This window comes from Nonomuraea sp. NPDC050022, assembly GCF_044460705.1.
GTDB lineage: Bacteria > Actinomycetota > Actinomycetes > Streptosporangiales > Streptosporangiaceae > Nonomuraea.
This window is the reverse complement of record NZ_JBITKE010000014.1, coordinates 256,006-276,338: the sequence shown is the minus strand read 5'-3', so window position 1 is coordinate 276,338 and position 20,333 is coordinate 256,006. Positions and strand designations below refer to the sequence as shown.

Below are 20,333 nucleotides of genomic sequence, written 5' to 3'. Positions count from 1 at the left end.
TCACTCTCCCTCTCGTCGGGTGGACGGTCCGTCGGTGGACGGTCCGTTGGTGGACGGTCCGTCGGTGGACGGTCCGTCGGTGGACGGTCCGTTGGTGGACGGTCCGTAACTGGATGGCCCGTCGGTGGACAGCCGGTCGGATGACAGCTCGTCGGTCGAGGGCCCGCCCGTGTCGGGTGACCCCCAGGTGGTCAGCCAGGCTCTCGGGTTGGCCGGGCGGTGGATGATCCAGTCGGTGTCGCGGAAGTGCGAGGATAGCTCGGAGCCCATGCTCGTCCCGTCGAACGGCCCGCTGGACTCGAACAAGCCCAGCGATATGGGCCGCCCCAGCGCCGTCTCCCAGTCATTCTTCCACGCCGCCAGCTCGGGAAAGGCTCTCATCAGGCTGTCCTTGTCGATGTAGCCGTGGCCGCCCATGAAGTCGCCCGGATAGCGGCCGGGCGGCCAGTGCGAGCGGGCCACCTGCACCATCGCGCTGCTGGAGATGTCCATGTCATAGTCGCTGGGCTGCTCCTCGAGGCCGAGCCGGTACATCGAGTCGAAGGGACGGCGCAGCGGGCGGTTCGGGTCGTCGCCGAACCATTCCCGCAGCCTGCGCAGCGCCTCCGGGTTGCCGGCCAGCTCCTCCCCGGCCGGGAACGTCTTGTGCAGCCCGGCGAAGAACTCGGCGCCGGTCCCCTTGAGCCGGATGTCCACCTCGGCCGGTCCGATGCCGTCGCGCCCGATCGCGTCGAGCAGTTCACCGGCGTAGCGGTGATACCGCTCCGGTGTCATGCCCATGGGGGCCTGCCGGGTGAGGAGCCACTTGAGCTGCATGGGGGACATGCCGAGGAAGTCGAGATCGCGCTTGGTGACGTGGTAACCGGAGTCGTCGTGCGGCCACCACGACGGGTAGGGCTCCTGCCCCTTGAGTACCCGGTCGATCCGGTGGCTCAGCGGGTCGGTGAGGTCGAGTTCGCCCGTGGTCACGGGGGTCGGCCGCAGGGTCCAGCCGCCGTGGTCGCCGGTGGCCACCGGCGGTTCGGCCTCCCGGGAGGACCCGCCGATCCCCGCGGAGACGTGGTCCAGGGTCGCCAGCCGATCGCCCGGCAGCGAGACGTACTCGCGCTGCCGGAAGAAGCCCATCCCCGTGAGCGGCACGGAGATGATGTCCCGCGCGGGCTTCCTGTCGATCAGGAGCACGCCGCGGCCGGGGAGGGTGTCCAGCCAGTCCATGACCACCTGGCGGTCGGCGGACCAACTCGCCAGCGGCCGGTGCCGCATCTCGAACATGTCCCCGGGGCGCAGCCCGGCCCACGCCGAGTGCTCGCCCTCCGGCCACGCCATCCCCCGGTAGGCGATCACCTCCTCGATGCCGCGCCGGGCCAGCTCGGCCTGGGTGAGCTCGTACTGGCGGCGGATGAACTCGCGCAGCGTCTCGCGGTTGTACAGGAGCTCCATGTCGACCGCGCTGCGCGTCTTGCCGTCCATCGGCCAGGACATCGCCTCCGTGAGACCGAACTCCTCCTGGACGACCTCCTGCATCGCCAGCACCCGTACGTTGCTGTTGGCGTTGCGATGCGCCCAGGCCCCGAGCAGTTCGCTCACCGCGATCCGCCGCACCAGGGTCTCGGCGGACGGATCGTCCATCCGTACCACCTTGTCCGGCGCGTGGGCCGGGTCGGCGGGGTCGAGCACGTCGACGCGCAGGACCCGCGCGCCCATGGAGGGGAAGCGCTCGTTGAACGGCGCGAGGACGTAGTCGCCGTCGCCCAGGCGGTTGACCATGTCGGAGCCGACGTGCAGGCCGACGGCGGCCAGGACCAGCTCCGGCGTCGAGGAGCGCATGCTGCCCGCGAGGGCGTCGATGGTGTGCGTCTTGGCGACGCTGGTGCTGGTGAAGGCGCCGTCCCCGGTCAGGAGCGCCTCCGCGACCTGGCGGTGGTGCGCGCGTTCCGGGGAGTCGGGCGGCGGAGGCGGCGCGTAGTGCCCGACCGGCTCCGTCACCGGCAGCATGACCGCGTGGTCCGCCGCTCTGGGCAGCAGCCGCCCGGTGCCCCGCGCGTGCTCGGCGACGTGCCAGAGACGCTGGAGTACCGCCTCGTGCAGGGGGAGCCGGTTCATGCGCTCGAAGAGCGGGCGCAGACCGTCCAGCTGCCGCCTGATGATCGCGATGTCGTTCGGCGGGATCGGGTTGTCGACCCATCTGAACACGCGCGGCTCGGTCTCGCGGAAGAACGTGCGGACGAACGGGTTCGCCGCGTCGGGAAGCAGCAGATGGGACGCGGCCCCGTCGCCGACCCCGAGGAGGGCGCCGCCCCGGCCGAGGGCGAGATCCTGGAGGGTGACGCCGTGCTTGGCGGTCACCGCGTGATACAGGCCGAGGAACACCCCGTCACGGGTGGCCGCCCGCTGCCAGGACTGGTCGGTCGCCTGCTCGCCGGGCATGTGGTCGCTGTAGACGTCCCGGCTGCCGAGCGCGTACGACAGCGGGACCCGTGCGCCGACCGCGCGGCCGACATGCGAGTCGAGCACCTTGACCGTGGCGTCGCCCATGCGTGCGTACCGCTCGTAGGTCACCTGGGTGCCGTCGTCGAACGTGACGAGCTCCCGGTTCAGCAGGCCGTCGCCATGGGTGAGCGGCTCTCTCCTGGTCACGCGGGCACCGGTGACGGGATGGGCGGGCAGGGTCAGTGCCGGGGCGTCGGCGAACCCGTACCTGGCCGCCGCCGGATAGGGCGGCTCGGTCTGTGCCGGGGAGGGAGACTCACCCTCCAGGACCGCTCGGAGGCGGGGCCAGGTGGCGGCGAAGCCGGGGTGCAGGTCGAGCTCCGTGACCCTGGAGATCGGGATCCAGGCCATCGCCCCGGACTCGTCCCCCTTCACGGCGACGGGCACCCGCTCGGCGACGGAGGCGATCACGGTGTCGTGCGACCAGCCACCGTGGTCGTCCCTGACGACCTCCTCGACGTGGATCTCACCGGGCGGCAGGTCGCTCTCCTCTGCGGTCTTCCGCAGGGCCGCCTCGGGTGCCGACTCGTGGCTGTCCCGCGCGCCGCCGGGCAGGGACCAGGTCCCCCCTAGGTCGTCGGACGGATCCCGCTGCCGCATGAGTACGTGCGTCTCGCCGCCGGGGGCGCTGTGGTGGACCAGCAGCCCGGACCTGCCGAAGAGTCCCCGGTGGGCGTGGCCCTGCGCGCAGTTCACCCAGCCCTCGCCCGGCATCGGCGGCAGATCGGGCGCCGCCGCGTGCCCCGGCACCGGTGCCGCCGCGAGCCCCTGCCGGGTCGCCAGGTCCTGCACCGCGGCGACCAGGGACTCTCCGGCGCCCTTCCACGTGGCGTTCGCCTCGCGCAGGAGTTGCTGCAGCTGGCGGGCCTTCTCCTGCGCCCTGGGCAGGTCCCCCAGGATCTCCTTCAGGTGCGTGGCCCAGCGCTCGACCGGCACCCTGTCCTCGAACCCCTGCTCGACCAGGCTGGCGCGGGTGAGCTCCGGCGGGAAGCGGCCGGGGTCGCCGAGCAGGGCGCCGACGCCGCTCGACCGGGGCACCAGGATGGGCACCGCCGCGCCCGCCGCCTCCAGCCCGACCAGCCCGAACCCCTCGCCCCGCGACGGCATGATCACCACGTCGGCGTTCCGCATGTCCGCCAGGATCTCCTCGCGGTCCAGCGTGAAGGGCTTGATCTCGACCTCCCGGCCGGCCACGTTCGACAGCCGTTCCTTCACCTCCGGCACGGTCTCCGGGGCCGCGCCCCGGATGACCAGCCGGACGTCGAGGTCCTTCTGCAGCTCCCGGATCATCAGCGCCGCCTCGTGCCCGCCCTTCTGGGCGGCGTCGGCGCGGCCGATGAGCAGGACGGTACGGGTCCGCTCCCCGAAGAAGGGGCGCTGCCGGGACAGCTCGAACGGCACGCCGGGCAGGAGCTCGTGGACGGGAGGCACACGATCGCCGGGGTTGGAGTCCGCGAGCCGCTGCGCCTCCGTGGCGAGCACCGGGCCGACGCCGGCCAGCATGTCGGCCTCGGCGACGAGCGCCCGCTCGATGCCCTCGAAGTCGCGGCCCAGCGCCTCCATGTCCGCGATCCGGCCGAGCGCGCCGGTCACCATGTGCAGGACGTGCACGAGCGGCGCGTCCGGATAAAGCTGATCACGCGCCCGCAGGGCCGCCGGGCCGGAGTAGCGGCTGTGCCCGATGACGACGTCCACGTCCGGCGGCAGCTCTTCGCCGTCGAACTCCAGCTGGTCCATCTCGCTGCGGCTCGGGTCGTACCGCCGGGGGCCGATCACGTGCAGCCGCTCGCCGCCCGTGCCGCTCGGCACCTCGTGCCCGACCCGGACGTACACCTCGTGCCCCGCCTCCGCGAGCCCCTCGACCAGCTTGCGGTTGACGGCGATGATGCCGCCTTTGTGGGGGTCCCATTCGGTGCAGTACGCGAGCACGCGCAGCCCGGCCCGGTCGAGCTCGTGCTGCTCGGCCAGGCGGTTCCACTCCTCGGCGAGCTCCCGGCTCAGCCGTTCCCGCTCGGCGGGCGCCGCCTCGGCCAGCCGGCGCTGGTGCTGCTGCCAGAGCCGCTCGCGCTGCTCGGCCTGCTCGTCGCGCAGTACGCCGTCCGCCTGGGCCGTGTAGCGCTCCCGGAGCCGCTCCGTCCTGCCCTCCGGGTCGAGGTCCACGCCGTGCGCGGCGGCCATGTCGGCGATGCCGGGCAGCTGGGCCCGCAGCTCTTCCGGCAGCCTGGCGTCGAGGTCCGCGTACGTCCTGCGGAACCAGTCGGCCTCCTCCTGGGTGAACGGGCGCTCGCGCGCCTCCCGCAGGATCTCCTCGGCCCTGGCCGGGCCACGCCAGTGCCCCGTGTCGTCGAGGGAGTTGCGGTAGACGACTTCGCCGCCCCATTGGTGGAGGGTGATCGCCTCCAGGTACCTGGCTCGGTCGATGGCCCGCATGGTGTCGGGGATGCCGCCGTACCCCTGGTCGTGGATGTCCTGGGCGACCAGGCGTCCGACCCCGTCCCGGTCGCGCATCCGCAGGTAGCGGTTGAGCACGGACAGGCGGCTGATCGGCGCCGGGACGGCCATGACGTGGGCCTCGGCGCGGTAGCCGAGGGCGTGGAACTGGGCGGCCTCGGTCTCGACGGCCTCGCTGCTGTTCATCGCGCCTTCGCGGATGAGGTTGACCCGCAGCTCGGCGGCCAGGGCGATGACCTTCTTCATCCAGAAGTACGCGTCCCCGCCGGCCTGTTTGGCGGCGATGCGGTCGTTCTCGGCCATCAGCTGGGCGTACCTCGGGTGGTACTTCAGCAGGCCGTCGAAGTCGGCGATGAGGGCGCGGTCGGGACCCATGCCGTCCATGGCCGACTGCTGCGCGGTGGTCTTGCCCGACGCGGCCTGGCCGCCGATGAACACGATGCGCGGGTGCTCCGGCCGTCTCACGCCCGCCATCAGGTCGGGGACGATGTCCCGCCGGAAGATGAGGTCGTTGTCCTCCTCGGTCAGCTTCCACTGATCGGGGCCGCTGGTCTCGTACTGGTACGGCCGCCCTTGGCTCCGGTCCTCGGCCGGGCCGTACATCTGCGGTGGGGCGGCGTCCTTGCCGCTCAGGAGGTCGAAGAAGCTCCGGCCACCGGGCACCGGATCGGCGGCGCTCGCCTGCGGGCGCCGGGTGGGGGCGTCCTCGGCGGTGCGCGGGCCGTCACTCGGGGTGCCGCCCGGGATGTCCGCCTGCGCCGTGGCTGTCGGCTCGGCCCGATGAACGGCGTCGGTCTGGGTGGAGCTGAGGTTGTCCCGGACGTGGTCGAACGAAGGGTCGTCGTGGGCGGGGGTATGGTCCGGCAGGACAGAGGGCGCCACGGCCTCCCTGGCCTGCGGGCTGTCCGCAGGATCCGCTACCTCGGCGCGGTCGGCGGGAGCTGGCGGCTCAGCGCGCTCGCGCGTGTCCGCATGCTCGGTCGGGTCCGTCGAGTCCGTCGGGTCCGCCTGCTGTCGTGGCTCCTGTCGGGGCTGCTGTCCCGGTTCCTGGTGCTCTGGTTCCTGGTGCTCTGGTTCCTGTTGTGCCGGTTCCGGGCGGTGTGGCGTCCTCGTGCTACCGGCCTGTTCCGGCCTGGACGTCGGCACCTTGGTGTCCGATACGCCCCGGGGGACCTCCGCACGTTCCCGGGGAGCGGCCACGTCCTGCGCCGGGAAGCCCCTGGCCTCGACCGGCCCACCAGGACCAGCAGGTGTGTCCGGCGGCGCCGAGACGGGCGACGCCGAAGCGGGCGGCGCGACGGTCGCGGCGGCGCGGGCCGTGTCGGCGGCCAGTGCGGCGGTGGAGGCCGTGTCGAGGGCCTGTCGCGGATGGCTGATCGCGCTCATGACGTCGACGCTGAACGGGCTGATCGTGTTCGTCCGCCCCACGCCCGCCACGACGCCGCCGAGCAGCGATTCCGCGGTCGGCATGTCCCACTTGCCGTACACGATGCCGTTGGAGACCAGGCCGGCCGGCGTCGAGATCACCGCGTTCGTGAGGCCGGTCTGCAGCGCCCTGCCGGGAAAGCGCATGACGGCGTTGAGCGCTCCGGGAGCGTCGCCGGCGGCGGCGTTGAGCGACCTGATTCCGGGCATCCGCCCGACGAACCCGGCCACCGGCCCGGCCACCTTCGACGCGAGCACCGCGCCCGAGGCGTCACCCAGGATCGTGGAGGCGGTCTTCTGCCCGTCCCACTGGGTGCGGGTGCCCCGATCCATCTGTTCCTTCTGGGCGACGTAGTCCATCAGGAAGCCTTCACCGATCTCCTCGGGAATCTCCCTGAGCATGTGGCTGGCCGCCGCCCTGGCCAGCAGCCCCTTGCCGGCCTGCCGTCCGCCCAGCGCGGCGAGCTTCGGCGCCTGCTTGATGGCGGCCGACCCGGCGTACCTGCCCTTCGCCACCCGTTCCAGCCAGGTGAACACCTTGTCCATGAACGTCCGCAGCCGGCCGGCGAACTTGCCGATCAGCGGCGTCAACACGCCCGCGCTGGCCGCCGTCGCGAACGCGGAGATGGCGATGGACGAGACGGTGATCCAGAATCCGGCGTTGATCAGTAACTTGGCGTACTGCGTCTCACGCGCGTAACTGTCGTGCTGAAGGGCGTACGCGTGCGCCAGCGCGGCGAGGGCAGGGATGCCCTTCCCCTCCGCGAGCAGCTGGTCGGCCTGCCTCTTGAACTCCTCGGCCGCCGAGCCGAAGTAACCCTGCATGATCAGGTCACGCGCCGTGCCCCCGGCCACCGCGAACTCCAGCGCCGCCTGGCTCCAGTCCTCGAAGGCGACCGCCAGCGCCGCCTCGCCGGATTCGCTGGCCTCCGGCCACATCTGTCCCGAGGACAGCAGCGCGATCAGCGCGTCGCACCACGCGGGCAGGCTCGTCCCCCACGCGGGCGTGATGTCCGTGGCATAGCCGCCGCTGCCGATCGTGTCATCCTGCCCGGCCAGGGGGCTGGTGACCGGGGTGCTGACGTTTCGGGTCACGCCTTCCCTTCCCCACGCATGATCAGGCCCCAAACATGATCAGGACGGCATCACGCGTCTGGGCGCCACCAGGTCGGCGTCGGCCCCCGCCGAGTTGGTCACGTTCTCCGTCACCGCAGGCCCGGCCGCCACCGCGAAGTCCGCCGACTCGGCGCCCGCCCGGAGCATGGCGTTGGGGCCGTCGTCGGCCAAGTACGCCTGCTCGAACTCCCGGCCGGCCGAGTCGTGCCCCCACGGCGCGGCCGCGTGCAGGCTCTCGATCCTGCCTCTGGCCTCGGCCAGCTTGTCCCGCAGCTGGACGGCCGCGTCCGTCCAGCGCGCCACCCCGCCATCGACCACGTGCCGATGGATTTCCAGCCGCTCCCCCATGGGCCTGTCCTTTACGCGCGTACGCCTGTACCGCGAATAGACGCTAGTGCGCGGCGGACCCGCCGGAACCACGCTTCACCGATCGTCGAAACGATCCGCTGACACTTCAGAGGCGGGTGACGAACCAGTCCGTGGCCAGGCGGGCCACCTGCTCAAGCGTGCCGGGCTCGGCGAACAGGTGGGACGCGCCCGGCACGATCTCCAGGCGGACCTCGCCGGGCATCCGCCGCATCGCCCGGAGGTTGAGGTCGATGACCGCCGGATCCTCGCCGCCGACGATGAGCAGGGTGGATTGGCGTACCCGGGTGAGGACGTCGTCCGCCAGATCGGGCCGCCCGCCTCGGGAGACGACGGTCCGCACCGCGTCGGGCCGCTCCGCCGCGGCGACCAGGGCCGCCGCGGCGCCGGTGCTGGCGCCGAACAGGCCGATGCCGAGGTCCGCGGTCCTGGCGTCGGCCCTGGCCCAGTCGGTCAGCGCGGCCACGCGGTCGGCGAGCAGGCCGATGTCGAACCTGAGCTCGCCGGTCACGGCGTCACGCCGTTCCTCCGCCGTGGTCAGCAGATCCGCCAGTACGGTGACCAGGCGAGCGGCCTGGAGCTGCCCCGCGACGTACCGGTTGCGCGGGCTGTGGCGCCCGCTGCCGCTGCCGTGCGCGAACAGCACCGCTCCGCGCGGCTCGGCGGGCACGGCGACGTCGGCGTCCAGGGCCACGTCACCGATCGGGATCCGCACGCCGGCTTCCGCGATGTTCATGTCCCCTCCCCGAAAGATCCTCTCCCCCGAAGGTCTTCTCCCCAGAAAGGTCCTGTCCCCAGAAAGGTCCTGTCCCCCGACAAGGTCTCCTCCCCGAAGCTAGACCGCGAACGGGTACGTCTCGGGCGCCTCGCCCCGCTCCCAGACGGCGGTCCGCTCGAGCGGTTCCAGCGCGCGGGTGTCGTCGATATGGATCAACGCGTCGAACTCGTCGGCCACCCGGGCCTGGAAGTAGTGGCTCTGCCGCTCGGTCTGCGGCCGGTAGATCACCCCGATGGCCCGTTGCAGCCGCGCCGTCCGCAGCACGTCGGCGGCGGGCTTGGCCACGTCGAACCAGAGCAGGAACTCCCCGCTGCTCGCCTGGTGCAGCAGTTCCTCCACGCTGCCGGGCAGCGCCGGCCGGACCGTCTTGCGCTCGGCCGGGCCGCCCCAGTCGTCGGCGGCGGTGACCGTACCCGAATAGGTGGTGAAGCCGATCAGGCGGCACTCGCCGGGATGGCGCTCGCGGACCAGCCGGCCGACGTTGAGCTCGCCCCGGGCGCCCATCTCGGTCGCCCGCGCGTCGCCGAGGTGGGAGTTGTGCGCCCACACCACCAGCTTGGCGGGCTCACCACGGACGCGGCCGAGATGGTCGGCCAGGGCGTCCAGGGCGTCGGCCATGTGCTCGTCGCGCAGATTCCAGGAGGAGATGCGGCCGGTGACCATCGAGCGGTAGTAGCGCTCGGCCGAGCGCACGCTCACGGCGTTGCGCTGGGCGTGAAACAGCTCGTCCTCGGCCAGCAGGCCGTCTCTCATGGTGTACTCGTACGCGTGCCGCTGCAGGTCGGCCAGCTGGGCGACCACCTCTTCCTCGCACGACTCCCCCGCGCCGAAGGCCGCCGCCAGCCCGTACGACTGGGCGTCGCCGTCGGCGTGGTCGAAGCAGGCGTACCGCTCGCGAGCCCGCGCCGCGGCCTCAGGGGACACCCGATCGAGGTAGTCGATGACGTCCTGCATGGACCGGTACAGGCTGTACAGGTCCAGCCCGTAGAAACCGGCCTTGCGCACCTCGTCGCCGACCTGGTCGTTGTGATCGCGCAGCCAGCCGACGAAGTCCACAACGGCCGTGTTCCGCCACATCCACGTCGGGAACCGCTCGAAACCGCGCAGCGCCTCCTCCACCGTCTCGTCCTCGCCGCGATCGCGTACGTAGCGGTTGACCCGGTAGGCGTCCGGCCAGTCGGCCTCGACCGCCACGCCGTGGAAGCCGCGTTGTTCGATGAGCTTCCTGGTCATCTCCGCCCGCGCCGCGTAGAACTCGGCGGTGCCGTGCGTAGCCTCCCCGATCAGCACCAGCCGGGCATCCCCGACCAGCCCGAACAGGGTCTCGTCCGGGGGCACGCCGTTCTCGACGACCGCGGCGGCCATGCGGATGATCGCCGCCTCGGACCGCCCGCCGCCCGAGCGCGTACTGTTCGCGTTCCCGGGCCGTGCCGCCGCCCGCAGCAGCTCCCGCACCTCTTCGTCGGTGACCTGGTCGAAGTCCCAGTACGCCTGCCCGACGGCGAAGAACGGGGACGGCGTCGTGGCGCACACGACCTCGTCCGCCTCCAGCCGCAGCTCCTCGCAGGTCGAGCTGGGCGCGGCCGGCACCGCCACCACGATGCGCTCCGGCCGCAGCCGCCGCACCGCGAGCAGGGCCGCCCGCATGCTCGACCCAGTGGCCAGGCCGTCGTCGACCAGCATGACGGTACGGCCGCCCAGCTCCGGCATCGGCCGCCCCTCGCGATAGGCCAGCTCCCGCCGTACCAGCTCGCGGCCCTCCCGCTCGGCCGCCCTGCGCACGACCGACGGTTCGATGCCGAACCCGCGGACGACCTCCTCATTGAGCACGATCACCCCGCCGCTGGAGATCGCCCCCATCGCGAGCTCCTCGTGCCCCGGCACGCCGAGCTTGCGCACGAGGAACACATCCAGCGGGGCCTCCAGCGCGGCGGCCACCTCGTAGGCCACAGGTACGCCGCCGCGCGGCAGCCCGAGCACGATCACGTCGTCACGATCGCGGTATTGAGTCAGTAGACCGCTCAGTGCCCGTCCGGCGTCCCGGCGATCACGAAAGGTGTGATCTGCCATAACCGCCCCATCCCATCTCGTGACAGAGCATGTGACCTGCTCCTACTCCGTCCCTTCCCTCCCTTGGGCAATCAGTCCCTTCCGTGGATTAATCACTCGTGTCTCATCCCATCGGCCGGCACCGTCTCCGGCCAGTCCGCCTTGGCGGCCGGCCGGCGGGTCGAGATCCCTTTCCGGGTCAGAGGCCGGTGACGGCGAAACCGAGGGAGCGGTCCTGCGTCTGTCCCTCACACTTGGGATCACGCGAGTCGAACAGATCGCCCCAGCTCGCCCGGCAGCGGAACAGCTCGACGCCGACGGCGTTCGGCGCCCCGGGCACGGACTGCGGCGCGCTGGTCCAGATGAAGCCGAGCCTGCGCACGACCGTCTTGCCCTCACAGGCGGCGTCGGCGGAGGTGAAGGTGTCGGTGCCGTCCTGACAGCTCATCAACGCCGTGGTTCCGGGCAGCTGGGTCATCGACAGGGTCCCCATGTTGCCCTCCGGACGGTAGTTCGCCGGGAGCCGGGCGGTGTCGCTGGCGTGGTCGTACGGGTAGCCCGTCGTGTTGTGCCTGATCAGGTGGGTGTAGGCGCGCGTGTAGCCGAGCGCCGGCAGCTCCGTCGTCTGGCCCTCACACCCCGGATCCGTGGAGGCGAAATGTCCCACGCCGGGAACCTGGCACCGGTAGACCAGGCGCGTGGGCACACCGGCGGGCGGCGTGATGTAGAAGCGGCCGACGCTGCCGAGGTTGGTGTAGGTACCGCAGTTGTCAGGGTTGAGGAAGTAGTCCGCCGTCCCGCTACGGCACGAATAGACCACGCGGGTGTTGGGCTCGTCCGCCCCGGCCGGCTGGCCGAGGGAGAACTCGAAGTGCGAACCCGCAGGCACCGGCCCGTCCGTCACGATGTGCGGCCCGGCGAGGTTGACGTATCGGGCGATCTGGCTCCCGTAGAGGCTGCGTCGCTTGGTGACGGGCTGCGCCTTGTCCGCCTTGATCTGGTCGGCGGTACGGACGCCGGTCCACGCGTGCACGTCGTCGACGTCTCCGGCGAACGGTGTCGCCGCCGCGCTGTTCTGCCGGCCCCGGCCGATCTGGAACGCGCCTGTGGCGTTCACCGTCGCCGTGGCCTTCTTCCAGGCCACCTTCGCGCCGTCGACATAGAGCCGGATCTCCTGAGCCGCCGGGTCGTAGACCCCGGCCAGATGCGTCCACGCCCCGGCCTGCGCGCTCTCTCCCGAATCGGCGCTGAGGGCGGTCAGCTGGGTGTCGGTCGCCGACTGCGGCAGCGCGAACGACCACTTGTGCGTGTCACCGCGATAGCGCAGCTGGAAGCCGCTCCCCTGGACGGCGTCCTGGCTGAGGACCGTCCGCCACTGATCGTCGGCCGCGTCCAGCCTGGCCCACGCGGTGACGGTGAAACCGGCATCGGTACGGAGCACCGGCACGCCGGTCGCCAGTGTCTCGCTACCGCCGCCGAACCGCACCGCCCCGCTCCCGACCTTGCCGGTGCTCCAGGAGGCGGCGCTGCCCAGGGCGCCGACCCGGTAGCTACCGGACACCTCCTGCGCCGTCGTGCCGGTCCCGTCGTCGAGCGGCAGGAACAGCTCCTCGGCCGCCGGGCTGCCGGCCAGATCGTGGATCTCCTCGGTGGCCAGGGTCCGGTCGTAGACGCGCACCTCGTCCAGCGAGCCCGGCCAGTAGTCGACCGGCCCGGCGGCGTATCGGGCCCGGCCCAGCTGCACCGTCCCGCTCGCGCTCCATGGCGTGGTGTGAGCGGCGGGCGCGCCGGCGACGCCGTCCACATAGAGCTTGATCTCCTTGGCGGCGGCGTCGTACTCGCCGACCAGATGGGTCCACCGGCCGGCGACCGCCGGGCCCGCCGATTCGGCGACGTGACGCGCGGCGGCGTCGGCGTCGGAGGCCGGCATCATGAAGTTCCACTTCTTGGTGTTCGGGTTGTACTGCAGGAAGAACCCGCTGATCCGGCTGCCGTCCTGGCTGACCGCCGTCCGGTAGACGGTGTCGAGCCGGTCCAGCTTCACCCAGGCCGAGACGCTGAACGTCTTCGTCGTATCCACGGTGGCGCCGCCCGTGGTCTCCCCATACGCGGTGCCGCCGTCCAGCCAGAGCGCGTCACCATGGCGGCCGGCCCGCCAGCGCGCCGCGGCTGAGAGGGTCGCGTCGTGCTGGGCGGGCGACTCGTCGACGGCCTTGGTCTCGACGTACCCGTCGAGCTTCCAGTGGCCCCTCGGGGGCGTGCCCGGCCCGACGATGAAGTGGTAGCGGTACAGCGGCCCCAGGTTGTCCGCGCGGTCGACGCTGCGGGCGTACAGGTCCAATGAGCCGTCCTCCGGCGGTGTGACCAGTATGTTCGCGCTGCCCGAACTGGCGGTGACGGAGGAGAAGGTGTTCTCCTGGCCGTACAGGAAGTACTCGAACCCCTGCACGTCACTGACGCCGTCGGCGCTCAGGGTGAATCCGCCGGTGCGTCCGATGCCGCCGCCTCTGGGGCAGGGGTCGTAGTCCGGTGGCGGGCATTCGGGGTAGGTCGCCGAAGTGACCTTCGGCGCCTTGTCCGGGCCCTTTCTGTCGATGGTGACGTCACACCACTGCCCCCACGTCCCGAAGTCGACGCCGTCGGCGCCCCGTACGCGATAGGCCAGATTGGCGCCGTCTCCGGCGTTCGCCGCCGGCACGTCCATGGTGAAGGTGGAGCCGGACGCCTTGTACTCCGTCGCGGCCACCCCGAGCCGCGCGCCGAACCTCGTGTACCACTCGAACTGGGCCTGCACCGGGCCGCCGTCGGGGTCGGAGACGACCGCCGACATCTGCGGCCCGCGCGGTCCCTTGTTGGGGTCGTTGTCGATGTAGGGATTGATGTACGGCTCGTTCGGCTGCACGGCGCACGCGGTGTTCTCCACCGTCTGGCCGGTCGGCGTGTTGGGGTAGCTGTTGTACGTGATGACCAGGCTGGGGTTGGTGTTGAACTTCTTCCAGCCGTACGCGTCGCCCTCGTTCGCCGCCTTCAGCATGATCGCCGTGAGGCCGTTGCTGTTCGCCACCGCCGTGTTGACCACGGCGGTCGCGTCGAACCCGACCCAGTTGCCGGGGCAGGCACCGCTGTAGCCATAGGCGACGTTGACCGTCCCCAGGCCGACCGGGCCGCCGCCGGGGAAGGGCTGGTTGTTCCAGGTCGTCCCCGCGCTGACGGGGTTCGTCCCCCACGCCTCGACCGGCCGGGCCGAGCATGAGGGGGCGTAGTTCTCGAAGGCGTTGAACTCCGCCACCTGTACGTGCTTGCCGACCATGAACGACGCGTCGTACTGGAAGTACGAACGGGCCACCCCGATGCCGTTGCAGCCCGCCCAGTTGCAGTAACCGACCTTGGCCAGGTTCTCCCCGTCACCGCCCCAATAGGCCTGCGACGGATGGCCGGACAGCACCATGGCGAACCCCGTCTGGCCCGCGGCGAAGTCCGGATCGATGTACAGCGGGAACGTCGCCGCCGGATCGCTCAGCAGCTTCTTGTCCGGCCGCAGGACCAGCGTGTCCTTGCCCAGCTCAAGCTCGCCCACGGCCCGCTTGGTGGCCGACGGCGTCGAGTCCCACGCCATCGGCGCGCCGGACCCGAAGACCTGCTTGCCCTTGTCGTCGTAGGCGCCGATGTTCCCGTGCCCGTCGCCGCGTACCGACACGCCCTTCGCCGCCAGGCCGAACGACAACTCGGCCAGCTTCGGATTCGCCGCCGCGGCCTTGTCCTTCACCACCAGCACCTCGGTGAAGCCCTGTGCGGTGGCGGTCATACGCAGATCCACCCCCGCGATGACGTCGGGGTAGGTCGCGGAGTCCCGGCTCAGCACCGGCTTCGGCAACGGTGTCGGCCAGCGCAGCTCGACCTGCGCCTCGCCCTGCCCGAGCCGTACGAGAGGCTGGTCGCCGCCGCCGGAGAAGACCACGGGAACCGTGGTCGCGCCCGGCTCCACCCCGCCGTCGGCCCGCTGCCGCAGCGCGGTGTCGACCGGCACCCAGCCGGAGTCACGCTTGGCCCGGACCGGGATGGTCCGCAGCTCGGCCGTGAACGATCCGTTCGGGTTGGCGTAGACGTCCCGGCTCTCGGCCTGCTCCGCGGTCACCGCGACCCGCTTGCCGGACCGCTTCGCCTCACCGACCGCCCAGGACGCGGAGCCCACCGGATCGTTGACGGTGAAATTTGTTGAACTCGCGGTAACCGCCGCCGCACTCGCGTCAGCCGGTACCGCCACGGGTAATAAGCCGGCGCATACGGCCGTCAATCCCACGAGCGGAGCACGCGAACATCGCCACACGGTGTCTCCAAAAGATAATCGGGGGCAGCCTGCAACGGCCCTGTTGAGCTGCCGGTTCGATAGAAGAGGCCGCACATTTCGGCCAGGCTCAGTGTCAGCCGCCGAAGATCCTTGAGCCAGGGCATACACCGGACATTTGGCGGACTTTGTCCTGCCTCACGCACCAGGTCCGGCCGGGGGCTGTGACATCACTCGCGGTGATCTCAGAACGTGCGGGACACCGCCGTGTCCCGGCCCTCGGATCCGGCCGTCGTGACCCGGTAGCCGCTTGCCGGCTCGGTTGATGGCTCGATTGGTGGCCGTGATTACGTCCAGTCCGGCTCTGATCACCATTCGCTGACGCTCGCGACCCGATCCCTTTACTATCTAATGTGCCTGCGCTGAGCCGTATATCGACAGGAGACGACAAATGGTCGGAAAGTCCGGAACGTCAGCAATAGCGCTGTGAGGCTGCTCGCGGGTCGCTATCGGCTGCTCTCGCAGCTCGGCCAGGGCGGCATGGGCACGGTCTGGCGGGCGACGGACGAGCTCCTCCGGCAGGAAGTGGCCGTCAAGGAGGTGCGGCTCCCGTCGGACCTCGACGAGGCATCGCGGGCCGAGCTGACCGAACGCACACTCCGTGAGGCGCGCGCCGCGGCGACGCTGCGTTCCCACCCGTCCATCGTCACCGTGCACGATGTGGTCCTCGACGACGACCGGCCGTGGATCGTCATGGAGCTGGTCCGCGGCCGCTCCCTCGACCGGGCGGTACGCGACGACGGCCCCCTGCCGCCGCACCGGGTCGCCGAAATCGGCCTGCGGATGCTCGACGCGCTCGCGGCGGCGCACGCGTCGGGCATCCTGCACCGAGACGTCAAACCCGCCAACGTCATGCTCACCGACGACGGACGGGTGCTGCTGACCGACTTCGGCATCGCGACCGTCGCCGGAGACACCGGGCTCACGCAGACGGGGATGCTGAGCGGCTCGCCGGGCTACATCGCCCCGGAGCGTCTGCGGGGTGAGGCCGACGGCCCGCTCGCCGACCTGTGGTCGCTCGGCGCCACCCTGTTCACGGCGGTGGAGGGCGGCCCGCCGTTCGCCCGCCCGAACGAGGCCGCGGTGCTGGCCGCGGTGCTGATGCAGGAGCCTGCCCCCTTCCGCCTGGCCGGCCCGCTCGCCCCCGTGCTGGCCGCGATCTTGGACAAGGACCCGGAACGCCGCTGTCCCCCGGACGAGGTGGCCGGGTGGCTGGAGGCCATCTCACGCGGAGATTCCGCGACGGGCCCGGCTCCGAAACAAGAACGGACCATGCCGGGCCGCTCGCCCCAGCGTCCGCCTCGACGCGTCCGGCCCCAGGTCCTGGTGGGAGCCGCGCTGGCGGTGGTGCTGACCGTGGCAGCGGGGGTCGTGGTCGTGCCGATCCTGTTTCCGAACATCGTCCGCCTACTCGGCTACGCGCTCACACCCCGGACCACCTACTCCGCGGCACCGAGGTTCAGCCCGTCGCCGTCGGCGACGGCCACACCGCTGATCACTCGCGACTTCGAGGCCTGCGACCTGCTGACCAACGCCCAGACGCGCTCGCTGTTCGGCACTCCGATGAAGCGCCAGTACGTGCTCGACACCTCCTGCGGCTGGTCCGCGACGGACGGCACCGGCCTGCGCGTCATGGCGTTCCGTCTGCCCAATGCCTCGGCAGCCGGTCTCTACCACCAGAGCCTGGTCAAGTACATGAAGGACGAGCCGAAGCGCAACCCGGGGACCAAGCTCCGCAAAGGGCCGAAGGTCGGCGACGAGGCGTACAGCTATACCCAAAAGCGCACCTGGGGGTTCGCGCCCTACCAAACCCACACCACCTTCCGCCTGTTGAACGTCTCGGTGGTCATCGACGTCTCTGCCCGGCAACCTGGTCACGCCACTGCGGATCGGGCGGCCAAGCTCGTCGCGGCGTCCGTCAACAGGTATCGGTAGCCCAGCACGTCCAGTACCCGATTCTGTCGACCTGCCGCTGATATACTAATTCTGATTCGTATATACAGCGAGGTGACGTCATGACCAAGACCTTGATCGACCTCGACGACGAAGCCTTGGCCGAGGCCGCGAAGCTGCTCGGCACCTCCTCCAAGAAAGACACGGTCAACGCCGCCCTGCGAGAGATCGTCGATAGACGCAGACGGGCGGCGGCTGTGGCGCGCATGCGTGAGATGGTGGCCCAGGGAGAGATCGACTTCTCCGCCATCGACAAGAGCGACAGCGCACAACCGGACGTGGCGTGACGGAGCTCTATCTCATCGACACCAGCGCCTTGGTCCGCTTCTACCGAGGCCAGGCTGGGACGGAATGGGACCAGACCGTCTGCGCCGGGCTCGTCGGCATCTGCGAGCCGGTCAGACAGGAGTATCTTCGCGCCGTCGGCGGCCGACCCGCCTTCTACGAGGCCGGCGACCTCCTCCGGGAAACCTTCCCGTACTACGCCATCCCCGACTCCGCCTGGACCGAGACCGGCGAGTTGCAGCGCGAGCTCGCCGACAAGGGGTGGCACCAATGCGCCTCGCCGGTCGATCTGCTCATGGCGGTAACGGCCCGGCACCACAAGCTCACCGTGCTGCACGCGGACGCCGACTTCGACACCATCTCCCGCCTGACCGGACAGCCGGCGCGGTGGATCAGCTGACCGATCGTCGCCGGCGTCGTGAAACCGACCGTCCCCCTATCACCCTTCACCGGATACTTGATCGCGTTCCGGACCCGTTCCGGGATATGCGCCCGCATCCGCGACGAGGCCGGCGAATCGGGACATGTAATATCCCTGATATGTTCATGGGCGAGGGCGTCGAGTGGGGCCTGCACTGCTGTCTGGCACTGGCATGGCTGGAAGAACAGGCTCCCGTGGCCACGGCCCAGCTGGCGGAGATCTTCGAACTCCCGCCCGCCTACCTCAAGAAGCGGCTACAGCCGCTGGTCCGGGCGGGCATCCTGGCTTCCACCCCGGGCGCGCGCGGCGGCTACCGCCTGGCCCGTACGCCCGAGCGCATCACGCTCATGGACGTCGTGAGCGCGATCGAAGGCTCGGCCGAGGCGTTCCGCTGCACCGAGATCCGGCAGCGCGGAGCCGGCGCGGAGACCCCCGCCCGGGAGTTCGAACGTCCATGCGGCATCGCCACCGCGATGCGCCGCGCCGAGCTGGCCTGGCGGCGTGAGCTGGCCGCCCAGACGCTCGCGGACCTCATCGCCGCCAGCCCTGCCGGCGCCCCTCGCCGAGTACAACGCTTCCACCAGCGGCTCGGCACCTGACGGCACAACCCGGCCGATCGGCCGGGCTCTCTTGCGACTGACGACACGGCCCGGCCAATCGGTCGGGCTCTCTTACGAAGGAGAATCGGGATGCCAAATGTCTCGATAATGGGCGGTCGAGCCACCGCACCTACCGGCCGGGCCGGCCGGGCCAGCCGGGCCGGCCGGGCCAGGGCCGCTCACCATCACCCGTCCCGGCAGGGCGGACTGGGCCCGGTCCTGGTCCTGGCCATGGGCACCTTCTCCGTGGGGACCGACGCCTTCGTCATGGCAGGTTTCCTGCCCAGCACCGCCGCGGACCTCGACATATCCACCGCCACGGCCGGGCAGGCCGTCACGGTCTTCGCCGCGGCCTACGCCTTACTGTCTCCGCTCCTGGCCACCGCGACCGCCCGCGCCCCACGCCGCGCGCTCCTGGTCACCGCCCTACTCGTCCTGGGCTTGGCGAACCTAGGCTCCGCCCTGGCTCCTAACTTCGCCCTGCTGATGGCCTCCAGGATCGCCGCCGCCGCAGGAGCCGCCGCGTTCACCCCGAACGCGGGCGCCGTAGCCGCCACCCTCGTACGTCCGGAACGACGAGCCCGAGCACTGGCCGTGGTCATCGGCGGGCTGACCATCGCCACCGCACTCGGCGTGCCACTCGGCGACCTGGCGGGCCACTGGCTGGGCTGGCGCCCCGCCCTCGCGCTGGTCGCCGGCCTCTGCCTGATCACCGCGATCGGCGTGGCCCTCCTGCTACCCGCCCTGCCCGCCAACCCGCCGGTCCCGCTACGCACCCGGCTGTCCGTCCTGGGCAACCCCGCAGTCCGCGCCATTCTCCCGCTGACCGTGCTCGGCATGGCAGCCGCCTACACGGTGTACGCCTACAGCGTCCCCGCCCTGTCGGCCGTCGGGATCACCCCCCCGGCCACCGTCTGGGTCCTGGCCCTTTACGGGGTGGGCGCCGTCGCGGGCAACCTCGCCGCCGGATACGCGACCGACCGCTGGGGCAGCGTCCGCGTCTTGACCACCGGCTACCTGACGATGGCCACGGGTCTGGGCCTTCTCGGCGCGTTGGCCGCCACCCACACCGCCTCCCCGGTCACGGTCGGCCTGCTCGCCATGGCCTGGGGCGCTGGTAGCTGGTGCCAGACGCCGCCGCAGCAGCACCGGCTGATCGCCGTCGCCCCCCACGAGGCTCCGCTGGTCGTGGCTCTGAACTCCTCCGCCATCTACGTGGGCATCGGCGCCGGAACCCTTCTCGGCGGACTGACTGTCTCCTTGGGCACCACCAGCATGTACGCCGCTGCCACCGCTCTGGCCATCCTCGCCTTGACCTACCTCCTGGCCACCGCCGGCAGAGCTCGGGGGAAGAAATCCGAAGACACCCCCTGACCGGCTTGGTGCTCAGTCTGTGGGCGCTTGGCTCTCGGCGCGCTCGGTGTCGGTGGGCACGCCCACGAAGGTTCCCTTGCCCAGAACCGAGTAGAGCGTGCCGTCGGCAAGCAGGGCATTGAGCGCCCGACGGGCTGTCCCTTTGGAGACACCCAGTTCGACGGCCAGTCGCGGCTCGCCGGGGACGGGCATGCCCGGTTGGTATACGCCTGCTGCGATCCTGCGCCGGATCTCGTCCGCCACGGCCTGCCAGCGGAGCTCATCAGGCTTGAAGTCCATAGGGCAACGATAGGAACCCAAAGGTTCCCATCCATTCCTCGGGGTACCTAGGGGAACCCCTAGGCAGGACTAGGAAGGTTCACGTAGCCTGCAGTTGTGCAACAACCTTCGGGCTACGACCTTGATGCGCTGCGTGCCACCTTCCCCGCCTGGTCCTTCTTCCGCAGTGATGCGGGGGCGTTCTACGCGACCCGGCGCGGTGTCCAACTCCGGAATGCCGACATCGACAGGGGGTTGCGGCAGACGGTGAGCGCAGACGACATGGACACGTTTGTGGCGCTGCTTCGCGACCAGGCCCTGATGGCGGTACGGTCGTGAACCGTCCGCCCCCGCACTTCGACTATCACGGCCTGCACGTGGCGGCCACCCCACACCCAGAGGCCATACGCGTGGACTGGGGGC

The 20,333-nt window shown here is 70.9% G+C and carries 12 protein-coding genes; 6 read left to right on the top strand and 6 right to left on the bottom strand.

Annotated features, from left to right (window positions below):
- The 5 genes from ACIBO2_RS46990 to ACIBO2_RS46970 form a co-directional block, all read right to left on the bottom strand.
- On the bottom strand, nucleotides 1-7,461 hold the full coding sequence (locus ACIBO2_RS46990) for a zeta toxin family protein (protein WP_397304379.1): 7,461 nt from the start codon (nucleotides 7,459-7,461) through the stop codon (nucleotides 1-3).
- A gap of 39 nt (nucleotides 7,462-7,500) precedes the next feature.
- Nucleotides 7,501-7,830: a hypothetical protein gene (locus ACIBO2_RS46985; protein WP_358537899.1), complete on the bottom strand. Its 330-nt coding sequence runs from the start codon at nucleotides 7,828-7,830 to the stop codon at nucleotides 7,501-7,503.
- 106 nt (nucleotides 7,831-7,936) lie between these two features.
- On the bottom strand, nucleotides 7,937-8,584 hold the full coding sequence (locus ACIBO2_RS46980; protein WP_358537897.1) for a dienelactone hydrolase family protein: 648 nt from the start codon (nucleotides 8,582-8,584) through the stop codon (nucleotides 7,937-7,939).
- Nucleotides 8,585-8,683: 99 nt separating this feature from the next.
- A complete protein-coding gene (locus ACIBO2_RS46975) occupies nucleotides 8,684-10,696 on the bottom strand; it encodes an erythromycin esterase family protein (protein WP_358537894.1) in 2,013 nt (670 codons plus the stop codon).
- Nucleotides 10,697-10,874: 178 nt separating this feature from the next.
- Nucleotides 10,875-14,939, bottom strand: a complete 4,065-nt coding sequence (locus ACIBO2_RS46970; RefSeq protein WP_397304378.1) for a LamG-like jellyroll fold domain-containing protein — start codon at nucleotides 14,937-14,939, stop codon at nucleotides 10,875-10,877.
- Between the two features lie 507 nt (nucleotides 14,940-15,446).
- Here ACIBO2_RS46970 and ACIBO2_RS46965 point away from each other — a divergent pair.
- From ACIBO2_RS46965 to ACIBO2_RS46945, 5 genes are all read left to right on the top strand, one after another.
- Nucleotides 15,447-16,955 carry a serine/threonine-protein kinase gene (locus tag ACIBO2_RS46965; RefSeq protein WP_397304376.1) on the top strand — a complete coding sequence of 503 codons (1,509 nt, stop codon included), beginning with the start codon at nucleotides 15,447-15,449 and terminating at the stop codon, nucleotides 16,953-16,955.
- Nucleotides 16,956-17,035: 80 nt separating this feature from the next.
- Nucleotides 17,036-17,260 (top strand): type II toxin-antitoxin system VapB family antitoxin, encoded by a 225-nt coding sequence (locus tag ACIBO2_RS46960; protein WP_358537887.1) that lies wholly within the window; start codon nucleotides 17,036-17,038, stop codon nucleotides 17,258-17,260.
- A complete protein-coding gene (locus ACIBO2_RS46955) occupies nucleotides 17,257-17,658 on the top strand; it encodes a PIN domain nuclease (RefSeq protein WP_358537885.1) in 402 nt (133 codons plus the stop codon). Before ACIBO2_RS46960 ends, ACIBO2_RS46955 begins: the two co-directional genes overlap by 4 nt.
- Nucleotides 17,659-17,798: 140 nt before the next feature.
- Nucleotides 17,799-18,278 carry an RrF2 family transcriptional regulator gene (locus tag ACIBO2_RS46950; RefSeq protein WP_397304374.1) on the top strand — a complete coding sequence of 160 codons (480 nt, stop codon included), beginning with the start codon at nucleotides 17,799-17,801 and terminating at the stop codon, nucleotides 18,276-18,278.
- A 90-nt stretch (nucleotides 18,279-18,368) separates the two neighbouring features.
- On the top strand, nucleotides 18,369-19,652 hold the full coding sequence (locus tag ACIBO2_RS46945) for an MFS transporter (protein WP_397304373.1): 1,284 nt from the start codon (nucleotides 18,369-18,371) through the stop codon (nucleotides 19,650-19,652).
- Between the two features lie 12 nt (nucleotides 19,653-19,664).
- Here the strand turns inward: ACIBO2_RS46945 and ACIBO2_RS46940 are convergent, their stop codons facing one another.
- Nucleotides 19,665-19,931 (bottom strand): winged helix-turn-helix domain-containing protein, encoded by a 267-nt coding sequence (locus tag ACIBO2_RS46940; RefSeq protein WP_358537876.1) that lies wholly within the window; start codon nucleotides 19,929-19,931, stop codon nucleotides 19,665-19,667.
- A 96-nt stretch (nucleotides 19,932-20,027) separates the two neighbouring features.
- Here ACIBO2_RS46940 and ACIBO2_RS46935 point away from each other — a divergent pair, with 96 nt between their 5' ends.
- Nucleotides 20,028-20,249, top strand: a complete 222-nt coding sequence (locus ACIBO2_RS46935; protein WP_358537874.1) for a hypothetical protein — start codon at nucleotides 20,028-20,030, stop codon at nucleotides 20,247-20,249.
- Nucleotides 20,250-20,333 lie beyond the last annotated feature (84 nt).